A 21,274-nucleotide genomic window follows, 5' to 3' on the forward strand; every position below is an offset into this window, starting at 1 on the left:
GAGACGGATGGCTGGGGCTGAGCAAAAAGGCAACGCGCTTGCATGCGTTGCCTTTTTACATTTTGGAGTGACCTTCAGGCTGGATTGGGCTGGCGGGTATCCATGCCGAGTTGATCCTTAGCGGCATGACACATTGCGCCAGCTGAACTTGCCATCGTTAAAGCATTCCGTCCAGATGGCCATGGCGGGCGCTTTGCGCGACGAGAAGGTGATCTGGTTGGGAATTTTGGGCCCCAGGGCGGCCGGTTGACCTACCTTGTCCAGAACCTGTACCACGCACTGGCTGGCTCCCTCACTGTCTTTAGAGTCCAGCACTACGCAGTAGGCCTTGGCGAAATCTTCCCACGCCTGCAGCTTGGTGACGTAGGTGTGCAGGCGCACGTAGGCTCGGTTGGCGTTATTGGTTGTGAGGTTGGGTTTGTTCATGTGCAGACTCCCAAATGTTTGCAACGATGGACTTCAAAATCATTGATTCACAATGTTTTGCATTCGCAACCTAGTTGTATCAAGTGCTTGTTGTAATAGATGTAGGAGTCTGAATCGTGTGAGGATAGGCTGAGTGGAGCCCGGTTGTGAGCTTGGGTGCCGTTCCCCCGTGGTTGCTGGTTTCCAGTGCTCCATGCTATGGAGCGGAGTGTGGACTCGCTTTCCGACTACAGAGTGTTACGTGCTGTGTGTATCGGGGGCTGGTTTTGCCTGTAGGAGTCGTTGCTATCAGCATGCTGGGCGATGGCGATGGGGTCAGAGCCCATTTCCGAAGGTGTGCTCCAGAAATGGGTTGCTTGAGATGTCGTTGCTGATGACGTCCTATACCTAGTCGGCATCTTCCTCAAATACCACCGAGGGCGTCGCAACCACACGTGCAATATCCGAGGTGGTGAGGATGGCTCCCTTGTTCAGGTAGCTATAGGGTGTATCGGGTTCCAGTGCTGCGGTGGCCAGATGGGCCTTGGCCTGATTGAGCGAGATATAGAAGCTGCCCACAGGGGCTTCAATCGCGCCGCGAGTCAACACAGGGCTACCGCCCGTGTTGACGGCTGGCTGGTAGGAGTCGGCCAGTACCTGACCAGCTTCTGCCACCTGCATCACTTGCACGCCCAGCAGGCGCAGGCGCTCAGCGGCCTGGCTGGAGCTTGTCGACAGCCAGTAGCCGCATGGCCGGGAGCGGGTTTTGCTGTTGTTCAGCTGCAAAGCAGAAGTCCAGTTCACGCGCACCTGCTGTTCGGCACCGGATTGAGCCTGCAGCATGTTGATAGTGCGCTGCTCCTGCATGGGCTGCGCTTCCACGACCAGCTGCTTGCGGCAGGCCTGTGAAGCGATGTCGCGGGCTACAAAATCTTCTACCTGATGGAGGTTCTTGGCCTTTTCCGCCGTCATGCGAAGCGCGCTGGTGGCTGCAGTGACCAGGGTGTGCACACGCCGCTGGATATGGAGGGTGCCCAAATCTGCACCCCGGCTGGCGACCATCAGAGCTGCCGCGTTTTTCAGGCTGCTGGAATTGATCAGGGTGTCCGGATTCACGCTGTCCATGGACAGCGATTTATCGTTCATTTGTTCGCTGGTTTGGTAATACCACTCGTTGCTCAGGCCTGCCTGGGTCAGAGCGCTGCGCAGAGCCTGGGTAAACCATTCGCGCGAAGCCTTGGTCACAAACTCGTGCGTGTTGGCGGTATTGGCGTATTGCAGCAGTGCGTCGTAACGCTGAACGGCTTGGTACTTCTGCAAAAAAATGCCAGCAGCCTGGTATTCGCGCAAGTCGACTACGGCCGCAGGGCGGTAATCACGTATCAAGGTGGCCAGGGCGCGGGCCTCGGGAGTGCTCAGTAGCAAGTGGTCCTTGGCAAGATCGGTGCCATCGGCCGTGAGGCGGCTGGCAGTTTCTGCCCCATCGGGGTTGGCGCGCGGCACGATCACCACATTGATTTTCTGCAGCAAAGGCTCCAGCAGGCCGCGTGGGGCCAGCTCGCGGGCAATGATCAGCAGTGCCTCTGCGCTGGCCGGCTCATCCCCATGCTGTTGGCCCACCAGGAGGACCGTGGGGCGAGCGCTATTGTTGAGTGCCGTGGCCTGAGTACTGGTCGCATGCGTGGCGACCAGTGCCTGGATGGGGGTGCCGCGCTGCGTGGTGCCGATATTGGCGACGGCCAGTAAATTGCCTGAGCCTTGTGACTTGCTGGCCAGTGACTGCAGCCAGTCGGAGACCTCCGCTTGAGTCGTGAAGCCTTGGCGCTGGCCGCTCAGTCCGGGAGTCTCATAGCGCACCGCCGGGTCGGGGAATCGCTCTTCAATGGCCGGGTTATAGGGGAGAGACGTCAACGCAGGGCTGGAAGGTACTGCTTGGGCGGTGGCTGCGCCGGCTGCTGGCTGGACCCCGCTGGTGGGTGCAGGGGGGCTTGCCGTGGCCGGCTTGGCGCCCGGGTCAGGCCAGGTTGAAAGCGTGACGTTGGCGCAGGCGGTAAGCATGACGACGGCACCCACAGCGGTCAGCCGCAACATGCCAGACGGCCAATTGCTGGCAGAACGCAAAGCACGGGGTGACATGTGTGTGGGCAAAAAAGTCATAAGTCAAAAATTAGATGAATCTAAAGAGCTTGCCAGAGAGGGCATGGCCAGAGCTTCTCATACTCTGGCTGCATGTTATTCCTGCAGGCTTGCGGGTCGCTGTCAGCGCGTTGCCATGAAGAGGGTGGAAAAAGCAAAAGGGCCGCAATGGGGTGATTGCAGCCCTTTTTCTAAGAGGTTAAGCGCTTGGCTTTGTGTCAGCTATCAGCGGTTGTAACCGCCGCCAGAGCCACCTCGGTTGCCTCCGCGGTTGCCGCCGAAGCCGCCACCACCGCCACCGCTGCGATTGCCGCCAAAACCGCCACGGCGGCCGCGATCAGCCATGCTGTCTACGCTGGTGCGCATGGGGTCTGGCTGTCCGCCAGCGTTGCCACGCGCAGCATTGCTGCGTGCATGGCCTTGTTGGGTGCCCAGGTGAGCATCTGGACGCGGTGGTTGGTCTTCATAACGGCCGCCTCCACGTTCGCGATCGCCAAATTGGCGGGCGCCACCGCGCTTGGGTGCTGCGCGCTGATCGCCTTGAGGGCGGGGAGCGCGATCGCCCTGGCCAAAGTTGCGGTCTCCACCACGATCACCATGGTCGCGATGGCCCAGGGCCTGTCCTTGGCCGGGTTCGCGGTACTCACGGCCGCCTTGCTGGCCGCCGGCGCTGCTGACGCGTCCGCGGGGCTTGTGGTTGCGTGCCGGACGGGACGTGGCGTCATGGGCTTGTTCGCCAAAGCCTTCACCGGCCTGCTTGGCATCGGCGGAGCGGCCATTGGAGCGGCCGCCACGACCGCCGCGATCACCTTGGGTGGTCTTGGTGGTGCGGATGCGTTCCATCATTTCCTGGCGCGCAGCCTTGGCAGCGGCTTGCATCACATCGCGGCTAGGTGGCTTGCCTGCACCGCCCCAGATGGTCTGGCGGCCCATGGCGATGGGTTCGGCCTTCTCGCCTTCTTCAGGGCCAAAACCTTCGAGCACCTGCACAGGGATTTCCTGCTTGGTAAAGCGCTCGATGTCCATCATGAAGCCTTCTTCATCCATGCACACCAGGCTCACGGCATTGCCTTCACGTCCGGCGCGGCCCGTGCGGCCGATGCGGTGCACGTAGTCCTCGGAAACGTTGGGGATTTCGTAGTTCACCACGTTCGGCAATTCGTCGATGTCGATACCGCGTGCAGCGATATCTGTAGCAACCAGTGCACGCAACTCACCGGTCTTGAAGCCTTCAAGTGCCTGGGTACGGGCGCTCTGGCTCTTGTTGCCGTGCAAGGCCATGGCGGATACGCCATTCTTGGTGAGGTAGTCGGCCACATTGTTGGCGCCGAACTTGGTGCGGGTGAACACCAGCACCTGGCTCCAGTTGTTTTCCTGGATGATGTGCAGCAGAACCTGCTTTTTCTTGCCGCGACCCACGGGGTGGATGATCTGCTTGATGCGCTGCACCGTGGTGTTGCGGGGCGTGACCTGGATGGATTGCGGGTTCTTGAGCAGGCCGTTGGCCAGTTCGCGAATCTCATCGCTGAAGGTAGCGGAGAACAGCAGGCTTTGCTTGTTCTTGGGCACCAGGGCCAAAACCTTCTTCACGTCATGGATGAAACCCATGTCCAGCATGCGATCGGCTTCGTCCAGAATCAGCATTTCGACGGTGGACAAGTCCATAAAGCCTTGCTGCGCCAGATCCAGCAGGCGGCCCGGTGTTGCCACCAGCACGTCCACACCTTTTTCGATGCGGGAAATCTGCGGCTTCATGCCCACGCCGCCAAAGATGACGGTGGAGTTGATGTCCAGATGCTTGGCGTAGTTGCGCACGTTTTCTTCAACCTGCGCAGCCAGTTCGCGGGTTGGGGTCAGCACCAGAGCGCGAATGCCCTTGCCGCCGAATTTGTTGCGAGGTGCCGTGCCGTTGGACAGGCGCTGCAGCATGGGCAGCGTGAAGGCTGCAGTCTTGCCGGTGCCGGTCTGGGCGCCGGCCAGCAGGTCGTGGCCTGCAAGTACCAGAGGAATGGCCTGGGCCTGGATGGGCGTGGGGTTCTCGTAACCCTGCTCTTGCACGGCCTTGAGGATGGCGGGAGCCAGATTCAGTTCTTCAAATGTCATTGTGATCAGTTGCGCCAATCCTGGGCGCGGGGTATCAGCCTGTCATGGCGGCCCGTAGGGGGTCGCCCGACCAGTCTTAGGCAGATAAAGTTGCGTGTTGGGAGCCCGGACCGCAAGCCCTTTGTCCCCAGCTGAAGTGCTGCTGCAATAGGCAACTGGAAGCCTGTTGCGAAGGGTATTGTCGCATGCACCGATAATCATGGCTTGCTTGCTGTCATAAGCAGCACATTTTTTTGCATAAAACCAAGCAACTCTAAGAGTCATACATGGCCCAATACGTCTTTTCGATGAACCATGTCACCAAGACGGTGCCTCCCAAGCGCCAGATCTTGAAGGACATTTCTCTCAGCTTTTTCCCCGGCGCCAAGATCGGCGTGCTGGGCTTGAACGGCTCCGGCAAGTCTTCGCTCTTGAAGATCATGGCTGGCGTCGATAAGGAGTACGAGGGCGAAGCCATTCCCATGGCTGGCCTGTCGATTGGCTACCTGCCCCAGGAGCCCCAGCTCAACCCCGAGCACACGGTGCGCCAAGCGGTGGAAGAAGCCATGGCCGAGGTGAACAACGCCAAGGCACGCCTGGAAGAGGTGTACGCCGCCTACGCGGAAGAGGACGCCGACTTCGATGCCCTGGCTGCCGAGCAAGGCGAGCTGGAGTCCATCATTGCCGCCGCCGGCACCGACTCCGAGCACCAGCTGGAAATTGCCGCCGACGCTCTGCGCCTGCCTGCCTGGGATGCCAAGGTCGGCCTGCTGTCCGGCGGTGAAAAGCGCCGCGTGGCGCTGTGCAAGCTGCTGTTGTCTAAACCCGACATGTTGCTGCTCGACGAACCCACCAATCACTTGGATGCCGAATCCGTGGATTGGCTGGAGCAATTCCTGCACCGTTTCAGCGGCACCGTGGTGGCCATTACCCACGATCGCTATTTCCTCGACAATGCTGCCGAGTGGATTCTGGAACTGGACCGTGGCCACGGCATTCCCTACAAGGGCAATTACTCCGACTGGCTGGTGCAAAAGGGCAACCGCCTGGAAGCCGAACAAAAGGGTGAAGAAGCCCGTGCCAAGGCCTTGAAGAAGGAGCTGGAATGGGTGCGCCAGAACGCCAAGGGCCGCCAGGCCAAGTCCAAGGCCCGTATCGCCCGCTTTGAAGAGCTGAGCGATTACGAATACCAGCAGCGCAACGAAACACAGGAAATCTTTATTCCTGTGGCTGAGCGTCTGGGTAGCAAAGTCATTGAGTTCAACAATGTCTCCAAGGCTTTTGGCGACCGCCTGCTGATCGACAACCTGTCCATGAACGTGCCTGCCGGCGCCATCGTCGGCATCATCGGCCCCAACGGCGCCGGTAAGTCGACACTGTTCAAGCTGATTGCCGGCAGGGAACAACCCGATTCGGGTACTGTGGATATTGGCTCCACCGTGAAGATGGCTTTTGTGGACCAGCACCGCGATGCGCTGGCCGACGAGAAGACCGTGTGGGAAGACATTTCCGGCGGCCTCGACATCATCACCGTGGGCAAGTTCCAGATGGCCTCGCGTGCCTACGCCGGCCGCTTCAACTTCAATGGTCAGGACCAGCAAAAGAAGGTCGGCAACCTCTCCGGTGGTGAGCGTGGCCGTCTGCACCTGGCCAAGACCCTGATCCAGGGCGGCAACGTGCTGATGCTGGACGAACCGTCGAACGACTTGGACGTGGAAACACTGCGTGCCCTGGAAGACGCGCTGCTGGAATACGCCGGCACCGTGATGGTGATCTCCCACGATCGCTGGTTCCTGGACCGTATCGCCACGCACATTCTGGCTGCCGAAGGAGATTCGCAGTGGGTGTTCTTTGACGGTAACTACCAAGAGTACGAAGCCGATAAGAAGAAGCGTCTGGGCGAAGAGGGCGCTGCACCCAAACGCATGCGTTACAAGGCGTTAAAGTAAGCTGGTAAATGTCTCCTGGCTGAGTCAGGAGAGGGTATTCTTGCGGCCATGAATTTCGCAAAAGTACCCGTTTCCGTGTTGCGCACCTGCCTGGTTCAGGCAGTGCGCAATGCGCAAGCGCTCGCTTTGCGGTTCGTGCAGCGTGCACAAGTGGCTTTGCAGCCGCTGGATTCCGTGCCGCAGCTATCTGGCGAAACGGCTTTGCGTGCCGCCGCCTATCAAGACCTGCTGAAGCACCACCACAGCCTCGTCAATGGCTACCCACAGGCCCTGCTTGAGACCTTGCTTCAGGCTGCGCGCCAACCTTTTTCTTCCTTCGCAACGAATGGCGGAGCCGACCACCTGGCTTCTTGTGCCCCGCTTGATGACGCCGCGCACAGACAATCGCTGCTGAGAAGGCAGCTGCAGCAGGAGCTGGCTTCTCAGGTCGAACTGGCCTTGGCCGATCTGGACTCACTGGTCAGTGCCGCACAGGGCATGGCCCGCGTGCAGCCCGAGAGCAACCCCCTCAGACCCGAAAACTATCTGCGCGCTCTGGCTCAGGTCATTGGCTCCATACCGGTCGATGAGGCCGTGGCCGAATGCTGGTTGCAGTGCATGGGGCGTTCGCTGGGGAGCTTGCTGGCTTCCGAATATGCACGGACAGCGGCTTATCTCAGAGAGCAGGGCGTTGTGCCCGCTCTTTATGGCCAACCTACACAGACCACCGATGCTTTGCTGCGCCGCCGCAGCGACAGGACCGCCTTGCAGCGGCCCGGCTGGCAGGCGCCGCCGCAGTATGGCGACGCCATGAGCCAGAGTCGTGCCTATGCTGCCCAGCACGAGGATTTGCTGACTCTGCGCGTCTTGCAGGAGCTGATTTCCGATCCCCGCTGGATAGACGACAACCTGCATTCCATCCCCCAGGCATTGACCGATTCCATGCTGCACGGGTTGGGTGCGCCGTCGCAAGCTGACTGGTTTGGTCTCAACAGAACAGATCTGGGCGTGCTGTCCCCTTTGCTGGCCGAACCCGATGTGCTGCAGGCGGGCTGGACCTCCTATTCCGCGACGGCCCTGGAGACCATACAGCACCATCCCAGCCAGGTCGCTCAGCTATTCAAGGCGGTAGAGCCTGCACCCACGGTATCGCCCCAGGTTCGTACCTTGCTGCGCATGATGGTGCACATGACCGGGGATGTGCGCCTGCAGCCTGCCGTGCAGCGTGTTTTGCGCAGCCTCGAGCCGGTGCTGATACAGCTGGTCGAGTTCGATGGCCGATTTTTCGAAGACAGCCAGCACCCCGCGCGCCTGCTGCTGGACGAGCTGACCGCGCGCAGCTTGTGGTTCCCCAATGAGGCCGCACCGGGCTTTGCCCATTTCATGCAGATCACGCAAGCGGCAGCCGTGCAGCTGGCATCTCTGCCGACGGTGGATGCCCAGGGCTTTGCTTACGTGTTGCAGCATATGCGCGAAGGTTGGAGCCGCGCCGGAGAGCATGTTTCGCTGCGGCAGCCAGGCGCAGCTCCGGCAGCAGCGGCGGCGGCAGGTTTGAACAGAGCCCCGCAGCAGAGCAGCTATCACGGGCCGCTGAGTGCAGCTCTCAAGTTTGCCGATGAGCACCGTCGTTCGGCGCATGAGGCACAAGCCGCCATGCCGGACTCTGCGCATATCGCCCAGGCCATTGCCCGCCTGCCCAGCGCCCAGGGGGTGCCTGAGGACATACTGGATTTTGTGACCGGTCCCTGGGCCCAGGTCATTGCAAGCACACAGCAACAACTGGCCCCGCAAGCAGGCCAGTCCGAAAATGACCCGGGGGGATATATGGCCCTGGTGCCCAGCCTGTTGTGGAGCGTATCCGCCCATGCCTGCACCGATACCCGACGCCTGGCCATGCTCGCGCCCAGGCTGCAGACCCGCCTGGCCAACGGCTTGCGCAGCGTGGGCCGAACCGAAGCCGAGATCCAGGCCTTGGCTGCCCGCTTGGCAGGATTGCATCAGGACGCGCTGGATGCGGGTCTGGCCCAGGCCTCGTCCAGGCCGGATATCACCACTGAAGCCGGCGTGCTGGACATGCTTCCCAGCATGCTTGGCTCGCTGGACGGCGCAGATGAAACCCTGCAGGCACCGTTGCAGGAAGCAGCGGTCTTGAACTTGCCGAGCTCTGGCGCCGGTGTCAAAGAGAGGTTTGACCTCAGCTGGCAAACCAGGCCAATCGGCGTGCTGGAGTCCGCATTTGCTGGCTCGCCTTCTGCGCCTGCTGAATTGCCAGAATCATGGAAGAAAAGTGCTGTAGCCCAATTACATAAAGCGCAAGGTGCTACTGATTTTGGTGTGCGGGCGGTGAGTAATTCAGACCCTCAAACCCTGTTTTCCAGGGCCGAACTGACTTCGCAGCAGTCCGAAGAGGAGTGGGCTTTGGGCTGCTGGGTTGAATTGAGCAACGAACGTCAGCAGTTGCGCACGCGGCTGACCTGGGTGAGTCCCCAGCAAACCCTGTTTCTGTTTACCGCCGCCGACGGCAGCACGCAATCCATGACCCGCCGCATGCGGGACAAGTTGCTGGCGCAAGGGCAGCTGCAGCGGATTAAGCGGTAATGAGTGCCATTGGAAATCGTGCACTCAAAACGACGTTGTTGCAGAAATCCGTTTGAGAGTGGCTTTCTTCTGAACCTGGATTCAGCCATGCCACGGCCGCTGTCTGCAGGCAGCCCGACTCAGTGCATCGATTGAGAATGGGGTTTGCCGCTGGTAGCGGCAAACCCTGGGCATGGTCTTGTTCAGCCGCAGCGTCAATGCCCCAGTACCTTGAATGCAGTGTTGCACTGCTTGCCGTGGTGCGATAGCAGGGCATTGACTACCGGGCCCTGAGTATCAGGGCCGATGAATGTGGTGTTTTAAATCCATGGAACGCCGTAATAGTCATAGACGCGGCGGCCATAGTCTTCTGTATATTCTGGCGCGGTGTCTTGCGCGTACTTTGGCGCATTTTCCAACTGCTCCTTGGATAGTGAAACCACATAGCCGCCCATGCTGGTTTCATATTTGAGCGTGTCCCAGGGCAGTGGATAGCGGTCCGTGCCTATGCCCAGAAAGCCGCCGAACTCCATGACCGCATACCGAACCTTGCCCGATAGCTTGTCGATCATGAGCGAATCTATGGAGCCCAGCTTATCGCCTGCCGGGTTGTATACATGAGTGCCTTCAACTTTCGACGAAGAAATGATGCTGGATGCTGTATTCATGGTGTCCTCCAGGAATGAGTGAATGTGAGAGATGGACGGGCGCTGCGAGTCGGAGCGCGCAGTCGCTGTGGTTGGGTTGCGAATTGATGCCTTGCTTAGCGTCGGCTCAGCATGAAACCCAGGAGTGCGCCCACGGCCAGCGCACCGCCAACTGCCTGCCAGGGCGACTCATGCAGATAGTCATCCGCATCGTGTGCCAGAGCCCTGGATTGCTCGACGGCATGGGTAGATGTATCGCGCACCTTGCACAACGCCGTCTCGATCTTGTGGCATATCTGGGTCAGTGCCGGATCGGCTGTCTTATCCGTCGAGGACAGCAACGCGCGCAAGTCCTCCAGCAGTTGCTCAAGATCTCGTTGAAGATCAGGAGTCTTGTTTTTTCCAAATCTCATGGCAAACCTTTGCTTGAACTCAGGACGACCCAGATTAAGCGCCTGACTCCCTCAACCATGTAGGCCAAGCCCCGTCACGGCCTCTTGAATTGTCACCACACGCTACGCACGTTCACATCGGAGATCGTCAGTTGCACTTTTGACTGCTGGCGTGTTGATGAAAACCGTCTTTCTCCACCTGGGAGGCAGGGTTGCGTGGCGTAAGTAATGGACCGCATCCGGCCCATATACCTGCCATATGGCAAGCGTATTTCGTGATTTCAGTGCCCGATATGGACACAAAAAAACGCCGTATCTCACATACAAAAACAGCGCTGCTCATATGGCCTACAGCGACCTGAGGGTGTGAACCTCAGACTGAATTCACGAAAGGAGGCCTATATGAACGCAAAGACCAAAGCCAAAGACCAGCGCCGCGTGGCCAATCCGGATGAAGTCAAGGTCAACCTGGCCCACAAAAGCGCTGCAAGCGCTCCCGGCAACCAAGCGCAGTTGCCGCATGAGCGCGATCAGTCTCTTCATGCAACCGGCGACCATGTGCACCCCGAGATGCAGCAAGCCCATCAAGACCTCAAGAAAGGCCTGGTCGATACCGATGCGCGGGCCAAGGACGGTCGCCCTCTGGGCAGCAGACGGCGCACAGAGTAGTTCTCACCACCGGCTTACTCTCACTAAAGGAGTCTCCCATGCCCTATATTGAAATTTCTCAATCGAGTGCACCTGCGGTGCAACTGCACTACCAGGATTTTGGCCAGGGGCCGCCGATTGTTCTTATCCACGGCTGGCCGCTGAGTGGGCGAACCTGGGAAGCGCAGGTCGGCCACTTGGTTGATGCCGGCTATCGCGTCATTGCCTATGATCGCCGTGGTTTCGGAGCCTCTTCCCAGCCCTGGAGCGGCTATGACTACGACACTCTGGCCGGCGACCTGCACGAACTGATCACGGTGTTGAAACTTGAGGATGTCACGCTACTGGGTTTCTCCATGGGCGGCGGCGAGGTGGCGCGCTATGTGGGCCTTTACGGCACGAAAACCGTTAGACGAGCCATCTTCGCGGCTGCCGTGACGCCTTATCTGTACCAAACCAAAGACAACCCCGAAGGCGCTGTCACGGACCAGGACATCCGAGCCAAGGAAGATGCTGTGCTGACGGACAGGCTGGCTTTTCTGGAGGGGTTTTCCAAAAAATTCTTCACCGATACCGCAGGTCACCAATGGGTGAGCGAGCCCCAGCGCGAATACGCCAGAATGATTGGCGCGTGGGCTTCGGCCAAAGGCTCGCACGATTGCATAGGCGCTTTCTCCAGAACAGACTTTCGCGCCGATCTGCAGAAGTTCGATATTCCCACCCTGGTCATTCATGGGGACAGCGACCAGATTGTTCCGCTGGAAGTCAGTGGCGCCAGAACCCACAAAGCCATCCAAGGCAGCCGCCTGCATGTGATCAAGAACGGCCCGCACGGCTGCAATCTCTCGCATGCCGAGGAATTCAACAAGGCCGTGCTTGATTTCCTGAAAGCCAGCTGAACCGCGGCACTTTATTGCGCATCCATCGCAGACCTTGAGTTCTTGCGCGCGGTCTTGAGTCTTCAAGCTAGCTGTGCAAATCCCTGGCTGCCGGCAGCGTGGGCTGGTCTGCAATCTCCACGGCGCAGGCCAGCAAGATGGCTCTGGCCGTTGCCACGGCCACAGCTTCTGCGGCCAGGGTGCACAGCGTCATCATGCCCAGGCTTTTTCCGGCTTGGGCTGTGCCCAGTGCAAACAGGCTGTCGCCGTCGCTCATGGTGTGTACGGGATTGATGGCACGGGCCAGGCCGTCATGGGCCACCACGGCCAGTCTATGGGCCTGGGCCTTGGTGATTTGCGCATCGGTGGCTACCACGCCAATCGTGGTGTTGCTGCCTGCCAGCACGGGGCGGGGCTCGGCGCCGGCCAGCACCGCATCGCGGGTATTGAGCAGTGCTGCGCCGTCTTCCGTGCGGGCGCCGGCCAGCAACTGGCCGGTATAAGGGTGGTAGACATCGCCCAAAGCGTTGCAGGCGACGATGGCACCCACAGTCACGCCGTCTACCGTGAAGCTGGCCGTGCCTATGCCGCCTTTCATGGCGCGGTCGTGTCCAAACACCTTGCCGATCACCGCGCCCCTGCCTGCGCCCACGCTGCCCTCGGCGGGGCGCTGCATGCCGGCTGTCTGGCACGCGGCATAGCCTGCGGCGGCATCGGGGCGTATGCGCATATCGCCCATCATCACGTCAAACAGCACGGCGGCAGGCACCAGCGGAATCCTGCCCACGCCTATGTCCAGCCCCGCGCCTTGTTCTTCCAGCCAGCGCACGGCGCCGGTGGCGGAATCCAGTCCCCAGGCGCTGCCGCCCGCCAGCATGATGCCGTGCACCTGCTGCACCAGGTTGCTGGGGTGCAGCAAATCGGTCTCGCGGGTGCCCGGGGCCGCGCCGCGTACGTCCACGCCGGCGACTGCGCCTTCCGGGCAGAGCACGGCGGTGCAGCCTGTCGGGCGGCGCGAATCGGTGAAGTGGCCAATGCTGATGCCCTGCACCTGGGCTATGTGGCCGGTGTGGGCGAGAAGGTCTGGGGCTGAATCGATCAAAGCGGCTCTCTTTTCTTTATATCTATTCGAAGATAAACAGATGGATTTTTATTCTTTGGGGTTAACCCGCAAACAGTTCATACTCGCTGCATTCTGACAGTGACTCGCATGAACGCGACTTGTGCTGTCCACCGTTTTTCAGATTCAGGAGTCTTGATGTCCGCCACTTATTCTTTTGCTGCCAGCCGCCGCGCAGTTCTGGCCACCGCAGCCGCTGCCTTGCTGGTGACGGTGGGCGCTTCAGCCCTGGCGCAAGATTCTGCCAAGAAGAACCTGCTGATCGGTGCCACAGCGGGCTCCAACTATGACCTGCTGCAAAAAGGCATCCTGCCCCAGCTGCAGAAAAAGGGCTACAAGATCAAGCTGATCGAGTTCAATGACTATGTCCAGCCCAATCTGGCCCTGTCCGACGGTTCACTAGATGCCAATTTCTTCCAGCATCGAGCCTATTTCGAACAGTTCACCGCCGACCGCAAGCTGGCGCTGAGCGCCATTGCCCAGGGCCCTGTGGCTCCGATGGGCGTGTACAGCAAAAAGCACAAAAGCCTGACCGACGTGAAGAGCGGCGCCAAGGTTGCCCTGCCCAACGACCCCAGCAATCTGGCCCGTGCGCTGCTGGTGTTGCAGCAGGCCGGCCTTGTCCAGATCAAGGAAGGTGTGAATCCGGCCCGTATCTCCGAACTGGACCTGGCTGCCAATCCCCACAAGCTCAAGTTTGTGGCGCTGGAAGCGGCTCAATTGCCCCGCGTGCTTGAAGATGCCGACTTTGTCGTGGTCAACGGCAACTTTGCCGTTTCCTCGGGGCTGAAGCTGACGGAAGCCGTGGTGCTGGAAAAAACGCCCGATCTGTACCTGAACGTGGTGGCCGTGAAGACCGGCAACGAAAAGTCGCAATGGGCGCAGGATCTGGCGGCAGCCTACCGCTCGCCTGAATTCAAGACCGTGGTGGACACGCAGTTCCCCGGCTATTCCAAGCCTGCATTCCTGAAATAAGCAGGGCTGCGCAAGGCCGTTGGCTTGAAAAAAGGGACCGGATCTGCCGGTCCCTTTTTTTCATGGGCGCTCAGATGGCTCAAGCGTCTGGCTCCTGGTTCAGCGCGGTCTCGAAGCGGGCCAGCTCTTGCGCTAGCGTGCCGCGCTGTCTAAAGCGCTTTGCTGCGCGCTCATACCAGTTTTCGGCATCCTCCAGATCGCCCTCCTGCAAATGCAAAATGCCGTGCAGCCAGGCGGCAAGCAGGCCCTCGAGGTGTTGTACACGGTCGTGTGCGGTATTCCATTGGTCTGCGCGCAGCAGCCCAAGGATGTCTTGCAGCTCGGCGGTGCTGTGGCTCATGGCAGCTTGGGCAGCAGGGCTTGCTGTACCGGATGGCTGTCCACGAACTGTTCCATGCTCACGATTTTTCCGTCTTCAAGATGGTAGAAGTGGGCAAAGCTGGCGGTCATGGCCTTGCCGGTCTGGCGATAGGTTCCCGAGTAGATGCCGAAGGCGGCCACATGCTTGCCATCGGCCAGATAGGTGTGGACGCGGGCCCGGTAGTTTTCCCATTCCGTGGCCAGGCGCTGGAACACGCCGGCCAGGATCTGCTCGGCGCCGACATAGGTGCCCGCATAGGGGAAACCGGCGGCTTCCGTCCAGCGGGTATCCGGGGTCAGCACGGCCAGCAGATGCTTGCCATTTTCCTGCGACGAGCCTTCATAGGTTGCGCGGATGATGTCCAGATTTGTCGTCATGTTCAGCCCCACTTCATCTCGCCCTTGGCAACCTTGGCTCCGATCTGCAGCGCAGCAGCCAGGCCCGCGTTCGGGTAGCGCTGGGTCATGGCAGCAATCAGCGCCTCGCTGTTGACGGTCCGGGCCAGTTCCTGCTCGAAGGCCAGCAGATATTCGCGGGTGTAGTGAATGGCCGAGACATCCAGCGCGCCCTGGGCTGCCATGTGGCCGGGCACGACCACGGCGGGCTGGCGTGCGGCGATGGCGTCCAGATTTTTGATCCAGGCGGCACGAGCGGCTGGAGTCGGCGTATCGGCTGTCCAGACATGCAGACCCGAGAAGATCAGCACGCCGCCGAACACCGCATTCAGCGAGGGCACCCACAGATAGCGGCGGTTGTCCATGCCCTGGGCTTTCACGATCTCTATGGTCTTGCCTTCCAGCGTCAGCGATGGGCCGTCGAAGGCTTCGGGAAAGACGATGTCGGCCAGCTTCTGCGGGCCGTTTTCCTTGAGCTGGGGCGCCCAGGTGTCGATCTTCTTTTGCACATTGGCACGAATGGCGGCCAGCGTGTCGGATGCGGCAATCACGCGGGCCTGCGGAAATGCGGCCTTGACCGGGCCCAGGCTGAAGTAATAGTCGGGGTCGCTCTGGCTGATGTAGATGGTGGTCAGTGTCTTGCCGGAGGATTTGATCGCTTGCACCACGGCATGGCCGTCGGGCAGGGAGAAACCTCCGTCGATCAGCACCGCTTCTCGCTCGCCGGACAGCAGCACCGGGGCGCGGAAAAAGCCTTTTTCACCAGCGGGCAGGTGCTTCCACTGCAGGGGTGCGCTGCCGGTGTTCGATGGGGTGGCACAGCCTGCCAAAGCGGTGGCTGCGCCAGCGGCGGTGGCAGTGAGAACGAAGTGGCGGCGAGTCAGCATGGTGGTTTCCTGTCAAGGTTGAGGAGAGCAGAGGAGAGAGGATCGATTCCAGAACGCGTCACGCAGGATTTGCAGGTGCCGGGCTTGGTTTCAGGCCATGCAGCAATGGTAGGTAGAAGACATTGACAAATAAATAGCGATGAAATAGATAGACCGTATGCAAATAGCAAACAATCTCAAGGAGGCAAGCTCGGGCAACTTCGCCAATCTCAAGCGGCTGGCGTATTTCGCGGCCGTGGTGGAGACGGGCAGCTTTACGGCCGCAGCCGATCGTCTGGGCATCACCAAGGCCGTGGTCAGCCAGCAGGTGGCGCGGCTGGAGCGCGAGTTCAGAGCCACCTTGCTCACGCGCACGACGCGCAAGGTCGCGCCCACGGACGCCGGCAGAGCGTTCTACCAGCGCTGCGCGCTGATCCTCAAGGAGGCGGGCGAGGCCTTTGACGAATTGGCCGAAGTGGCGGCCGAGCCCTCGGGCACGCTGCGGCTGACGGCGGCGCTGGACTATGGCATCACGGCCGTGGTGCCCGCCATCGCAGAGTTCACCCGTCGCTATCCCCAATGCAAGGTGGATGCCGTGCTCAGCGATCAGTCGCTAGATCTGATGTCGGGACAGGTGGAGTTGGCAATTCGTGTGGGCTGGCTGACCGAACTGAATCTGCAAGCCAGGCAGATCGGCAGCTTTCAGCAATTGCTGGTGGCAGCGCCTTCCTGGGCTGCCCAGGTGCTGGGGCTGACGCAGCCCCAGGAGATAGCGGCCCTGCCATTCGTCGCCAATACCGCGCTGCGTGACCCTGTGCACTGGCGTTTTTCCCATCAGACTTTGGGCGTCCAGAGCGTGCTTGTTCATCCTGTGGTCTCGCTGGATGCGACGCTGGCTGTGCGAGAGGCGGTTCGCCAAGGCGCGGGCCTGTCGGTGTTGCCCGACTATGCGGTTGCCGAGGATTTGCAGGCCGGGCGGCTGCTTCAGGTGCTGGCACGGTGGAGTCTGCCGTCGGGCGGCATTCATGCGGTATTTCCGGCGGCTCGCTTTCGGCCGGCCAAGGTAAAGGCTTTTGTGGACTTGCTCATGGAGCGAGAAGAACGGGTACTCGGTCAAATGCAACCTTCTCCCCCGGAATGAGGGGCATTGTCACGGAGGCACGGCATACTTAGTCTTTATATTGTTTTGCAGATAAAGAGATAGATTCTTATTGTTTTGAGAATATTCCAATTGTCTTGATACTGCCTTGAGCCGGTGTTTTTAGCCGTCGTTTTCAAGGCCCAAGCCTCAAGAGATTTCCTTCAAGAAACAACAGGAGCATTTCATGAACTTTCCCTTCTCCGCAGTGCGTGCGCGTCGCGGTTTTCTGGCAGCCGCTGCGCTGGCCGTGGCCGGTAGTGCCGCGCTTGTGACGGCCCTGCCGGCTGCGGCTCAGGACGCCAGCAAAAAGCAGCTGGTGATTGGCGGTACGGCGGGCTCGAACATCGACCAGTTGCAGGCGGGCATTGTCCCCATCCTGCAAAAGAAGGGCTACAAGGTCAAACTGGTAGAGTTCAACGACTATGTGCAGCCCAATCTGGCGCTGGCCGACGGCTCGCTGGATGCGAACTTCTTCCAGCACGAGGTGTACTTCAACCAGTTCAAGGGCGACCGCAAGCTCGATTTGACGGCTTTGGTCCAGGGCCCGATCGCCCCCATGGGCGTGTACAGCAAGCAGCGCAAAAGCCTGGCGGACCTCAAGGAAGGGGATCGCGTGGCCTTGCCCAATGACGCCAGCAATCTGGCGCGCGGCATTTTGCTGCTGCAGCAGGCCGGTCTGGTCAAGCTCAAGGAAGGCGTGAACCCCTTGCGCGTCTCGGAGCTGGATCTGGCCGCCAACCCCAAGAAGATCAAGCTGGTGCCGCTGGATGCCGCTCATCTGCCCCGGGCCCTCGATGATGCGCAGTACGCCATCATCAACGGCAATTTCGCTATCTCCTCGGGCCTGAAACTCTCGGATTCCGTGCTGCTGGAGAAAACACCCGAGCAGTATCTGAACATCGTGGCTGTCAAGACCAAGGACAAGAACGCAGTCTGGGCCAAGGATCTGGCCGAGGCCTACAAATCCCAGGAATTCAAGGCCGTGGTGGACAGCAAGTTTGCCGGCTATGCCAAGCCAGGTTTTCTGCAATAAGGCGCTGGTTCAGGCCATACGGGCCTGAACTTCGGCTTCCAAGTAGCGCAGTGCACGCAGTTCCATCTGCTGCAGCTGCGCTTTTTGCTTGGCTGGCAAATCGTGGAGCAAAGCGGCCGCGCCCAGATCGCTGAGTACCGCATCGCCCGTGGCGGGGTTCCAGAGAATGTTGTGGGCATAGACATCGCCATGCAGCAGGCCGCGTCCATGCAGATGTTGCACTGCAGCGCCAATGCCTTGCAGCATGCGGCTGGCAGCGCCGGGCTGCAGGCACAGCCCGTCGGCATAGACATCGCGGGTGCAGCTTGCCAGGCTGGGCGGCCCGGCCAGCGCCAGCATGCTGGCCGGCAGCAAGGGCAGAGCCATGGCCAGTTGCGCCTGGGGCAGGCCGCGCACGGCGGCAAGTGGCGTGAGCAGCTGGGGATGCTGGCCGGCAGCCAGACCGGCGGCCAGTTCGGACTGAGGCGTGCCGTCGCTGGTCTGCCCGGCCTTGAAGCGCTTGAGCGCCAGCGGCTGACCGGATGCGGTGTGCGCGGCGCGGTAAACATGGCCGCTGGCGCCTTCGCCCAGCAGCTCATGCAGCTCATGCAGCTCATGCAGCTGCAGATCTTGATAGAAATAGGCCTTTTCCCCATGCTCCGCAAGCGCTAGCTGCTCGCTTTTTTGCGTCATGGGGTTGCCGGCCAGCGCCAGCCAGGCCAGCTGGGGCAAGTCCAGCACCGGCTCTGGAAGCGCTTCGAACTGGTTGCTGGCAATGCGCAGCAGCTCCAGGCGCTGGCATTGGGCCAGACTGGCAGGTAGCGTGCGCAGCTGGTTGCAGGCCAGCATCAGCTTTTGCAGGCGTGGGCGCTGGCCCAGGGCCTCGGGCAGCTGGCGAATCTGGTTGTCGGTCAGGATCAGCCAGCGTAGCCGGGGCGGCAGGCTTTGCGCCGGCACTTCGGTAATCTGGCAGGCCTTGAAACCCACCATCTCCAACTGGGGCATGCGGCCCAGCACGGGCGGTAGCTCGGTGAACGCGTTGTTGGAGGCGAAAAGAATGCGCAGCTTTTTCAGGCGCGTGAAGTCCTCGGGCAAGGTGCTGAGCTGGTTGCCCGAGAGGTCCAGGCTTTCCAGCGAATCTGCCAGCTGGTAGATGGCCGAGGGGAATTCAGTCAGGCCGCAGCACAGCTTGAGCTGGCGCGCCCCCCCTGAGTGTGCCGCTTTGCAGCTGTTGGTGAAAATGGTCAAGGCTTTGCATGCAGGGCGCAGTGTAGTGCGGCCCTGCATGCACCAAGCCCGGGCTGCGATCAGAAAGCGATCAGGACGCGGGCTGGATGTGGGTGATGGTCAGCGTGCCGCCTTCATCTTCGGCTGCAAACAACACCTTGTCGCCGGGCTTGAAGGCGGCAGTTTTTTGCGCATTCTTCAGCGCAAACACCATGGTCATGGCGGGCATGTCCAGGTTTTTGATGTCTTCATGGCGAATGGTGAGCTTGCCGGTGCGGGCATCGATGCGGGTGATTTCGCCGGCGGTCAGGGCTGCCTGGGCGCCGCCAGCAGCAGGCGTTGCTGCCGCCGCGCCGTGGTGGGCATGAGCGGAATGGTCGGAGTGGTCTTGCGCCAGGGCGGGCAGGGCCAGCGCGAAGCTGGCGCCCAGTGCCAGCAAGGCCGTCTTGGCCGTGTGAATGGTTTTGTTCATGGAGCTGTCTTTCATTGGAATCGGCTTAACTGCGGTAGCTGCTGAAGACGCTGGTGCTGACGCCGCTGCCCATCAGGTTCTTGCTGACCAGCAGCACGTCGAATGGATCTTTGCGGCCGCCGTATTCGGGGCCGTCCATGCCGGGGCTGCCCACGGGCATGCCGGGCACGGTGATGCCCAGAGCCTTGGGCTTTTCTTTCAAGAGCTTGTGCACATCGGCGGCTGGCACATGGCCTTCAATCAGGTAGCCGCCGACCAGGGCCGTGTGGCAAGAACCCAGATTGCTGGGCAGGCCCAGCTTGGCACGCACGGCGTTGTTGCCCGTGTCGTGCACGGTGACGGCAAAGCCGGACTTTTCCATGATGGCGACCCAGTCCTTGCAGCAGCCGCAGTTCGGATCCTTCCAGACTTCCATGGGAGTCTGTGCGGATTTGCCCGCCAGTGCGGGCAGGGCGATGGTGCTTGCGGCGGCGGCCAGCAGATGCAGGGCGTGGCGGCGGGTGGTGATCGTGGTTTGCATGGTGCGGTTTCCTTTCACATCAGTGCTTTAACAAGAGAGAAATCGGCTGCTTGCGAATGCGGGGTAAGCGCAAGCAGCTATGGTTTTGAGAATTTCAGTGCGAGCCATGATCGGCCGCTTGTCCGGGCTTGTGCACCGTGGCCGCTCCCGGTGCGGTGCCGGGCGCGGTCTGGCGCGGCGCCTGGGCTGCCAGCGGCGCGCCTTGCCATTCATGGGCCACCGTGCCCTTGGGGTGCTGATACCAGCCCGGATCCCGGTAGTCGTTGGCCCCCAGGCTTTTGCGCACCTTGAAGGTTGTGAACATGCCGCCCATTTCTATGGGACCGAACGGGCCCTTGCCCGTCATCATGGGGAAGGTGTTGTCGGGCAGCGGCATCTGCATGCTGCCCATATCGCCCATGCCGCGCTCGCCCATCAGCATGTAGTCGGGCACGATCTTCTGAATCTTGCCCACCAGGCCGCGGTGGTCGATGCCGATCATGGTCGGTACGTCATGCCCCATGGCACCCATGGTGTGGTGGCTTTTGTGGCAGTGAAACGACCAGTCGCCCAGCTCGTCGGCAATCAGCTCCACCTGGCGCATCTGGCCCACGGCCACGTCGGTGGTCACCTCGGGCCAGCGCGCGGTCTTGGGCACGGGGCCGCCATCGGTGCCCGTGACTTCGAACTCATGGCCGTGGATGTGGATGGGGTGGTTGGTCATGGTCAGATTGCCCACGCGTATGCGCACCTTGTCGCCCTGTTTGGCCACCATGGGTGTGATGGCTGGAAAGGCGCGGCTGTTGAACGTCCAGATATTGAAATCCGTCATCTCGTTGACGCGCGGCGTCATGGTGCCGGGCTCCACGGCAAATGCGCCTAGCAAAAAGGCATAGTCGCGCTGCACCTTGTCGATCAGCGGGTGCTTGTCCTTGGGATGGGTGATCCACAAGCCCATCATGCCCATGGCCATCTGCACCATCTCGTCCGAGTGCGGGTGGTACATAAAGGTGCCGGGCCGGCGGGCCTCGAACTCATAGACAAAGGTCTTGCCGGGCGGAATGTGCGGCTGGTTCAACCCGCCCACGCCGTCCATGCCGTTGGGCAGACGCTGGCCGTGCCAGTGGATGGTGGTGTTCTCGGGCAGGCGGTTGGTGACGAAAATGCGCACCTTGTCGCCTTCCACCACTTCGATGGTCGGGCCCGGGCTCTGGCCGTTATAGCCCCACATGTTGACGAAAAAGCCGGGGGCGACTTCGCGCACCACGGGCTCGGCCACCAGATGGAATTCCTTGACGCCGGCATTCATGCGCCAGGGTGTGGTCCAGCCGTTGAGCGTGACCACGGGCTGGTAAGGCCGGCCGTTGGGCGGCGACAAAGGCGCTGCCGTATCGGCGCTGGCTTGCGAGACGGGCTCGGGCAGGGCCGCCATGGCGACCTTGCTGATGGCCGCAGAAGTTGTGGCGGCGGCGACTGCTGCTGCAGCACCGCTAAAGAAGGATCGGCGTTGCAT

20 protein-coding genes are annotated in these 21,274 nt (G+C 60.8%); 7 read left to right on the forward strand and 13 right to left on the reverse strand.

Translation table 11 applies throughout. From position 1 onward, the window contains the following. Positions 1 to 117 precede the first annotated feature (117 nt). The 3 genes from ACNAZA_RS11680 to ACNAZA_RS11690 all read right to left on the reverse strand — a co-directional run bounded on the left by ACNAZA_RS11680 (position 118) and on the right by ACNAZA_RS11690 (position 4,644). A complete protein-coding gene (locus tag ACNAZA_RS11680; RefSeq protein ID WP_415796748.1) occupies positions 118 to 426 on the reverse strand; it encodes a hypothetical protein in 309 nt (102 codons plus the stop codon). A 387-nt stretch (positions 427 to 813) separates the two neighbouring features. Further along, positions 814 to 2,562: a M14 family metallopeptidase gene (locus ACNAZA_RS11685; RefSeq protein ID WP_415796749.1), complete on the reverse strand. Its 1,749-nt coding sequence runs from the start codon at positions 2,560 to 2,562 to the stop codon at positions 814 to 816. 204 nt (positions 2,563 to 2,766) lie between these two features. Continuing rightward, the gene (locus ACNAZA_RS11690; RefSeq protein ID WP_415796750.1) at positions 2,767 to 4,644 is read right to left on the reverse strand and encodes a DEAD/DEAH box helicase; all 1,878 of its coding nucleotides are present in this window, start codon (positions 4,642 to 4,644) and stop codon (positions 2,767 to 2,769) included. Positions 4,645 to 4,910: 266 nt separating this feature from the next. Between ACNAZA_RS11690 and ettA the strand changes: the two genes are divergently transcribed. Both ettA and ACNAZA_RS11700 read left to right on the forward strand, forming a co-directional pair. Further along, positions 4,911 to 6,572, forward strand: a complete 1,662-nt coding sequence (ettA, locus tag ACNAZA_RS11695) for an energy-dependent translational throttle protein EttA (protein WP_120967080.1) — start codon at positions 4,911 to 4,913, stop codon at positions 6,570 to 6,572. A gap of 48 nt (positions 6,573 to 6,620) precedes the next feature. Further along, complete coding sequence (locus tag ACNAZA_RS11700) at positions 6,621 to 9,149, forward strand: DUF1631 family protein (RefSeq protein WP_415796752.1); 2,529 nt, start codon at positions 6,621 to 6,623, stop codon at positions 9,147 to 9,149. A 299-nt stretch (positions 9,150 to 9,448) separates the two neighbouring features. Here the strand turns inward: ACNAZA_RS11700 and ACNAZA_RS11705 are convergent, their stop codons facing one another. Both ACNAZA_RS11705 and ACNAZA_RS11710 read right to left on the reverse strand, forming a co-directional pair. Continuing rightward, complete coding sequence (locus ACNAZA_RS11705) at positions 9,449 to 9,796, reverse strand: PRC-barrel domain-containing protein (protein WP_415796753.1); 348 nt, start codon at positions 9,794 to 9,796, stop codon at positions 9,449 to 9,451. Positions 9,797 to 9,891: 95 nt separating this feature from the next. Then, on the reverse strand, positions 9,892 to 10,188 hold the full coding sequence (locus ACNAZA_RS11710; protein ID WP_415796754.1) for an ElaB/YgaM/YqjD family protein: 297 nt from the start codon (positions 10,186 to 10,188) through the stop codon (positions 9,892 to 9,894). Positions 10,189 to 10,569: 381 nt separating this feature from the next. Between ACNAZA_RS11710 and ACNAZA_RS11715 the strand changes: the two genes are divergently transcribed. Both ACNAZA_RS11715 and ACNAZA_RS11720 read left to right on the forward strand, forming a co-directional pair. Then, a complete protein-coding gene (locus ACNAZA_RS11715) occupies positions 10,570 to 10,836 on the forward strand; it encodes a hypothetical protein (RefSeq protein ID WP_415796756.1) in 267 nt (88 codons plus the stop codon). Between the two features lie 38 nt (positions 10,837 to 10,874). Beyond that, positions 10,875 to 11,714 carry an alpha/beta fold hydrolase gene (locus ACNAZA_RS11720; RefSeq protein ID WP_415796758.1) on the forward strand — a complete coding sequence of 280 codons (840 nt, stop codon included), beginning with the start codon at positions 10,875 to 10,877 and terminating at the stop codon, positions 11,712 to 11,714. Between the two features lie 67 nt (positions 11,715 to 11,781). On the opposite strand, the gene ACNAZA_RS11725 is transcribed toward ACNAZA_RS11720, so the two are convergent. Further along, positions 11,782 to 12,795: a P1 family peptidase gene (locus ACNAZA_RS11725; RefSeq protein WP_415796759.1), complete on the reverse strand. Its 1,014-nt coding sequence runs from the start codon at positions 12,793 to 12,795 to the stop codon at positions 11,782 to 11,784. Positions 12,796 to 12,951: 156 nt separating this feature from the next. Between ACNAZA_RS11725 and ACNAZA_RS11730 the strand changes: the two genes are divergently transcribed. After that, positions 12,952 to 13,788: a MetQ/NlpA family ABC transporter substrate-binding protein gene (locus ACNAZA_RS11730; RefSeq protein WP_415796760.1), complete on the forward strand. Its 837-nt coding sequence runs from the start codon at positions 12,952 to 12,954 to the stop codon at positions 13,786 to 13,788. Between the two features lie 79 nt (positions 13,789 to 13,867). On the opposite strand, the gene ACNAZA_RS11735 is transcribed toward ACNAZA_RS11730, so the two are convergent. Genes ACNAZA_RS11735 through ACNAZA_RS11745 form a run of 3 tightly spaced genes read right to left on the reverse strand, consistent with a single transcriptional unit; the run spans position 13,868 to position 15,431 of the window. Beyond that, positions 13,868 to 14,128, reverse strand: a complete 261-nt coding sequence (locus ACNAZA_RS11735) for a hypothetical protein (RefSeq protein ID WP_415796761.1) — start codon at positions 14,126 to 14,128, stop codon at positions 13,868 to 13,870. Continuing rightward, positions 14,125 to 14,526, reverse strand: a complete 402-nt coding sequence (locus ACNAZA_RS11740; RefSeq protein WP_415796762.1) for a nuclear transport factor 2 family protein — start codon at positions 14,524 to 14,526, stop codon at positions 14,125 to 14,127. Before ACNAZA_RS11740 ends, ACNAZA_RS11735 begins: the two co-directional genes overlap by 4 nt. Positions 14,527 to 14,528: 2 nt before the next feature. Then, entirely contained in the window at positions 14,529 to 15,431 is a 903-nt protein-coding gene (locus ACNAZA_RS11745; RefSeq protein WP_415796763.1) for an MBL fold metallo-hydrolase, read from the reverse strand. 157 nt (positions 15,432 to 15,588) lie between these two features. On the opposite strand from ACNAZA_RS11745, the gene ACNAZA_RS11750 reads away from it, so the two are divergent. Continuing rightward, positions 15,589 to 16,551: a LysR family transcriptional regulator gene (locus ACNAZA_RS11750; protein ID WP_415796764.1), complete on the forward strand. Its 963-nt coding sequence runs from the start codon at positions 15,589 to 15,591 to the stop codon at positions 16,549 to 16,551. Positions 16,552 to 16,735: 184 nt separating this feature from the next. Beyond that, positions 16,736 to 17,584 (forward strand): MetQ/NlpA family ABC transporter substrate-binding protein, encoded by an 849-nt coding sequence (locus tag ACNAZA_RS11755; protein WP_415796765.1) that lies wholly within the window; start codon positions 16,736 to 16,738, stop codon positions 17,582 to 17,584. Between the two features lie 9 nt (positions 17,585 to 17,593). On the opposite strand, the gene ACNAZA_RS11760 is transcribed toward ACNAZA_RS11755, so the two are convergent. The 4 genes from ACNAZA_RS11760 to ACNAZA_RS11775 form a co-directional block, all read right to left on the reverse strand. After that, the gene (locus ACNAZA_RS11760; RefSeq protein ID WP_415796766.1) at positions 17,594 to 18,811 is read right to left on the reverse strand and encodes a leucine-rich repeat-containing protein kinase family protein; all 1,218 of its coding nucleotides are present in this window, start codon (positions 18,809 to 18,811) and stop codon (positions 17,594 to 17,596) included. Positions 18,812 to 18,881: 70 nt separating this feature from the next. Then, positions 18,882 to 19,262 carry a copper-binding protein gene (locus tag ACNAZA_RS11765; protein WP_415796767.1) on the reverse strand — a complete coding sequence of 127 codons (381 nt, stop codon included), beginning with the start codon at positions 19,260 to 19,262 and terminating at the stop codon, positions 18,882 to 18,884. A gap of 25 nt (positions 19,263 to 19,287) precedes the next feature. Next, entirely contained in the window at positions 19,288 to 19,782 is a 495-nt protein-coding gene (locus ACNAZA_RS11770) for a DUF411 domain-containing protein (protein WP_415796768.1), read from the reverse strand. 94 nt (positions 19,783 to 19,876) lie between these two features. Further along, on the reverse strand, positions 19,877 to 21,274 hold the full coding sequence (locus tag ACNAZA_RS11775; RefSeq protein ID WP_415796769.1) for a multicopper oxidase family protein: 1,398 nt from the start codon (positions 21,272 to 21,274) through the stop codon (positions 19,877 to 19,879).

It is taken from the genome of Comamonas aquatilis (assembly GCF_965139575.1).
In the GTDB taxonomy this organism is placed as follows: Bacteria; Pseudomonadota; Gammaproteobacteria; order Burkholderiales; family Burkholderiaceae_C; genus Comamonas; species Comamonas aquatilis.

Excerpts from the sequence above, each read along its gene's own strand:
- ACNAZA_RS11680 (WP_415796748.1), bottom strand. The coding sequence starts at position 426 with ATGAACAAACCCAACCTCACAACCAATAACGCCAACCGAGCCTACGTG.
- ACNAZA_RS11685 (WP_415796749.1), bottom strand. The coding sequence starts at position 2,562 with ATGACTTTTTTGCCCACACACATGTCACCCCGTGCTTTGCGTTCTGCC.
- ACNAZA_RS11690 (WP_415796750.1), bottom strand. The coding sequence starts at position 4,644 with ATGACATTTGAAGAACTGAATCTGGCTCCCGCCATCCTCAAGGCCGTG.
- ettA (WP_120967080.1), top strand. The coding sequence starts at position 4,911 with ATGGCCCAATACGTCTTTTCGATGAACCATGTCACCAAGACGGTGCCT.
- ACNAZA_RS11700 (WP_415796752.1), top strand. The coding sequence starts at position 6,621 with ATGAATTTCGCAAAAGTACCCGTTTCCGTGTTGCGCACCTGCCTGGTT.
- ACNAZA_RS11705 (WP_415796753.1), bottom strand. The coding sequence starts at position 9,796 with ATGAATACAGCATCCAGCATCATTTCTTCGTCGAAAGTTGAAGGCACT.
- ACNAZA_RS11710 (WP_415796754.1), bottom strand. The coding sequence starts at position 10,188 with ATGAGATTTGGAAAAAACAAGACTCCTGATCTTCAACGAGATCTTGAG.
- ACNAZA_RS11715 (WP_415796756.1), top strand. The coding sequence starts at position 10,570 with ATGAACGCAAAGACCAAAGCCAAAGACCAGCGCCGCGTGGCCAATCCG.
- ACNAZA_RS11720 (WP_415796758.1), top strand. The coding sequence starts at position 10,875 with ATGCCCTATATTGAAATTTCTCAATCGAGTGCACCTGCGGTGCAACTG.
- ACNAZA_RS11730 (WP_415796760.1), top strand. The coding sequence starts at position 12,952 with ATGTCCGCCACTTATTCTTTTGCTGCCAGCCGCCGCGCAGTTCTGGCC.
- ACNAZA_RS11735 (WP_415796761.1), bottom strand. The coding sequence starts at position 14,128 with ATGAGCCACAGCACCGCCGAGCTGCAAGACATCCTTGGGCTGCTGCGC.
- ACNAZA_RS11740 (WP_415796762.1), bottom strand. The coding sequence starts at position 14,526 with ATGACGACAAATCTGGACATCATCCGCGCAACCTATGAAGGCTCGTCG.
- ACNAZA_RS11745 (WP_415796763.1), bottom strand. The coding sequence starts at position 15,431 with ATGCTGACTCGCCGCCACTTCGTTCTCACTGCCACCGCCGCTGGCGCA.
- ACNAZA_RS11750 (WP_415796764.1), top strand. The coding sequence starts at position 15,589 with ATGCAAATAGCAAACAATCTCAAGGAGGCAAGCTCGGGCAACTTCGCC.
- ACNAZA_RS11755 (WP_415796765.1), top strand. The coding sequence starts at position 16,736 with ATGAACTTTCCCTTCTCCGCAGTGCGTGCGCGTCGCGGTTTTCTGGCA.
- ACNAZA_RS11765 (WP_415796767.1), bottom strand. The coding sequence starts at position 19,262 with ATGAACAAAACCATTCACACGGCCAAGACGGCCTTGCTGGCACTGGGC.
- ACNAZA_RS11770 (WP_415796768.1), bottom strand. The coding sequence starts at position 19,782 with ATGCAAACCACGATCACCACCCGCCGCCACGCCCTGCATCTGCTGGCC.
- ACNAZA_RS11775 (WP_415796769.1), bottom strand. The coding sequence starts at position 21,274 with ATGCAACGCCGATCCTTCTTTAGCGGTGCTGCAGCAGCAGTCGCCGCC.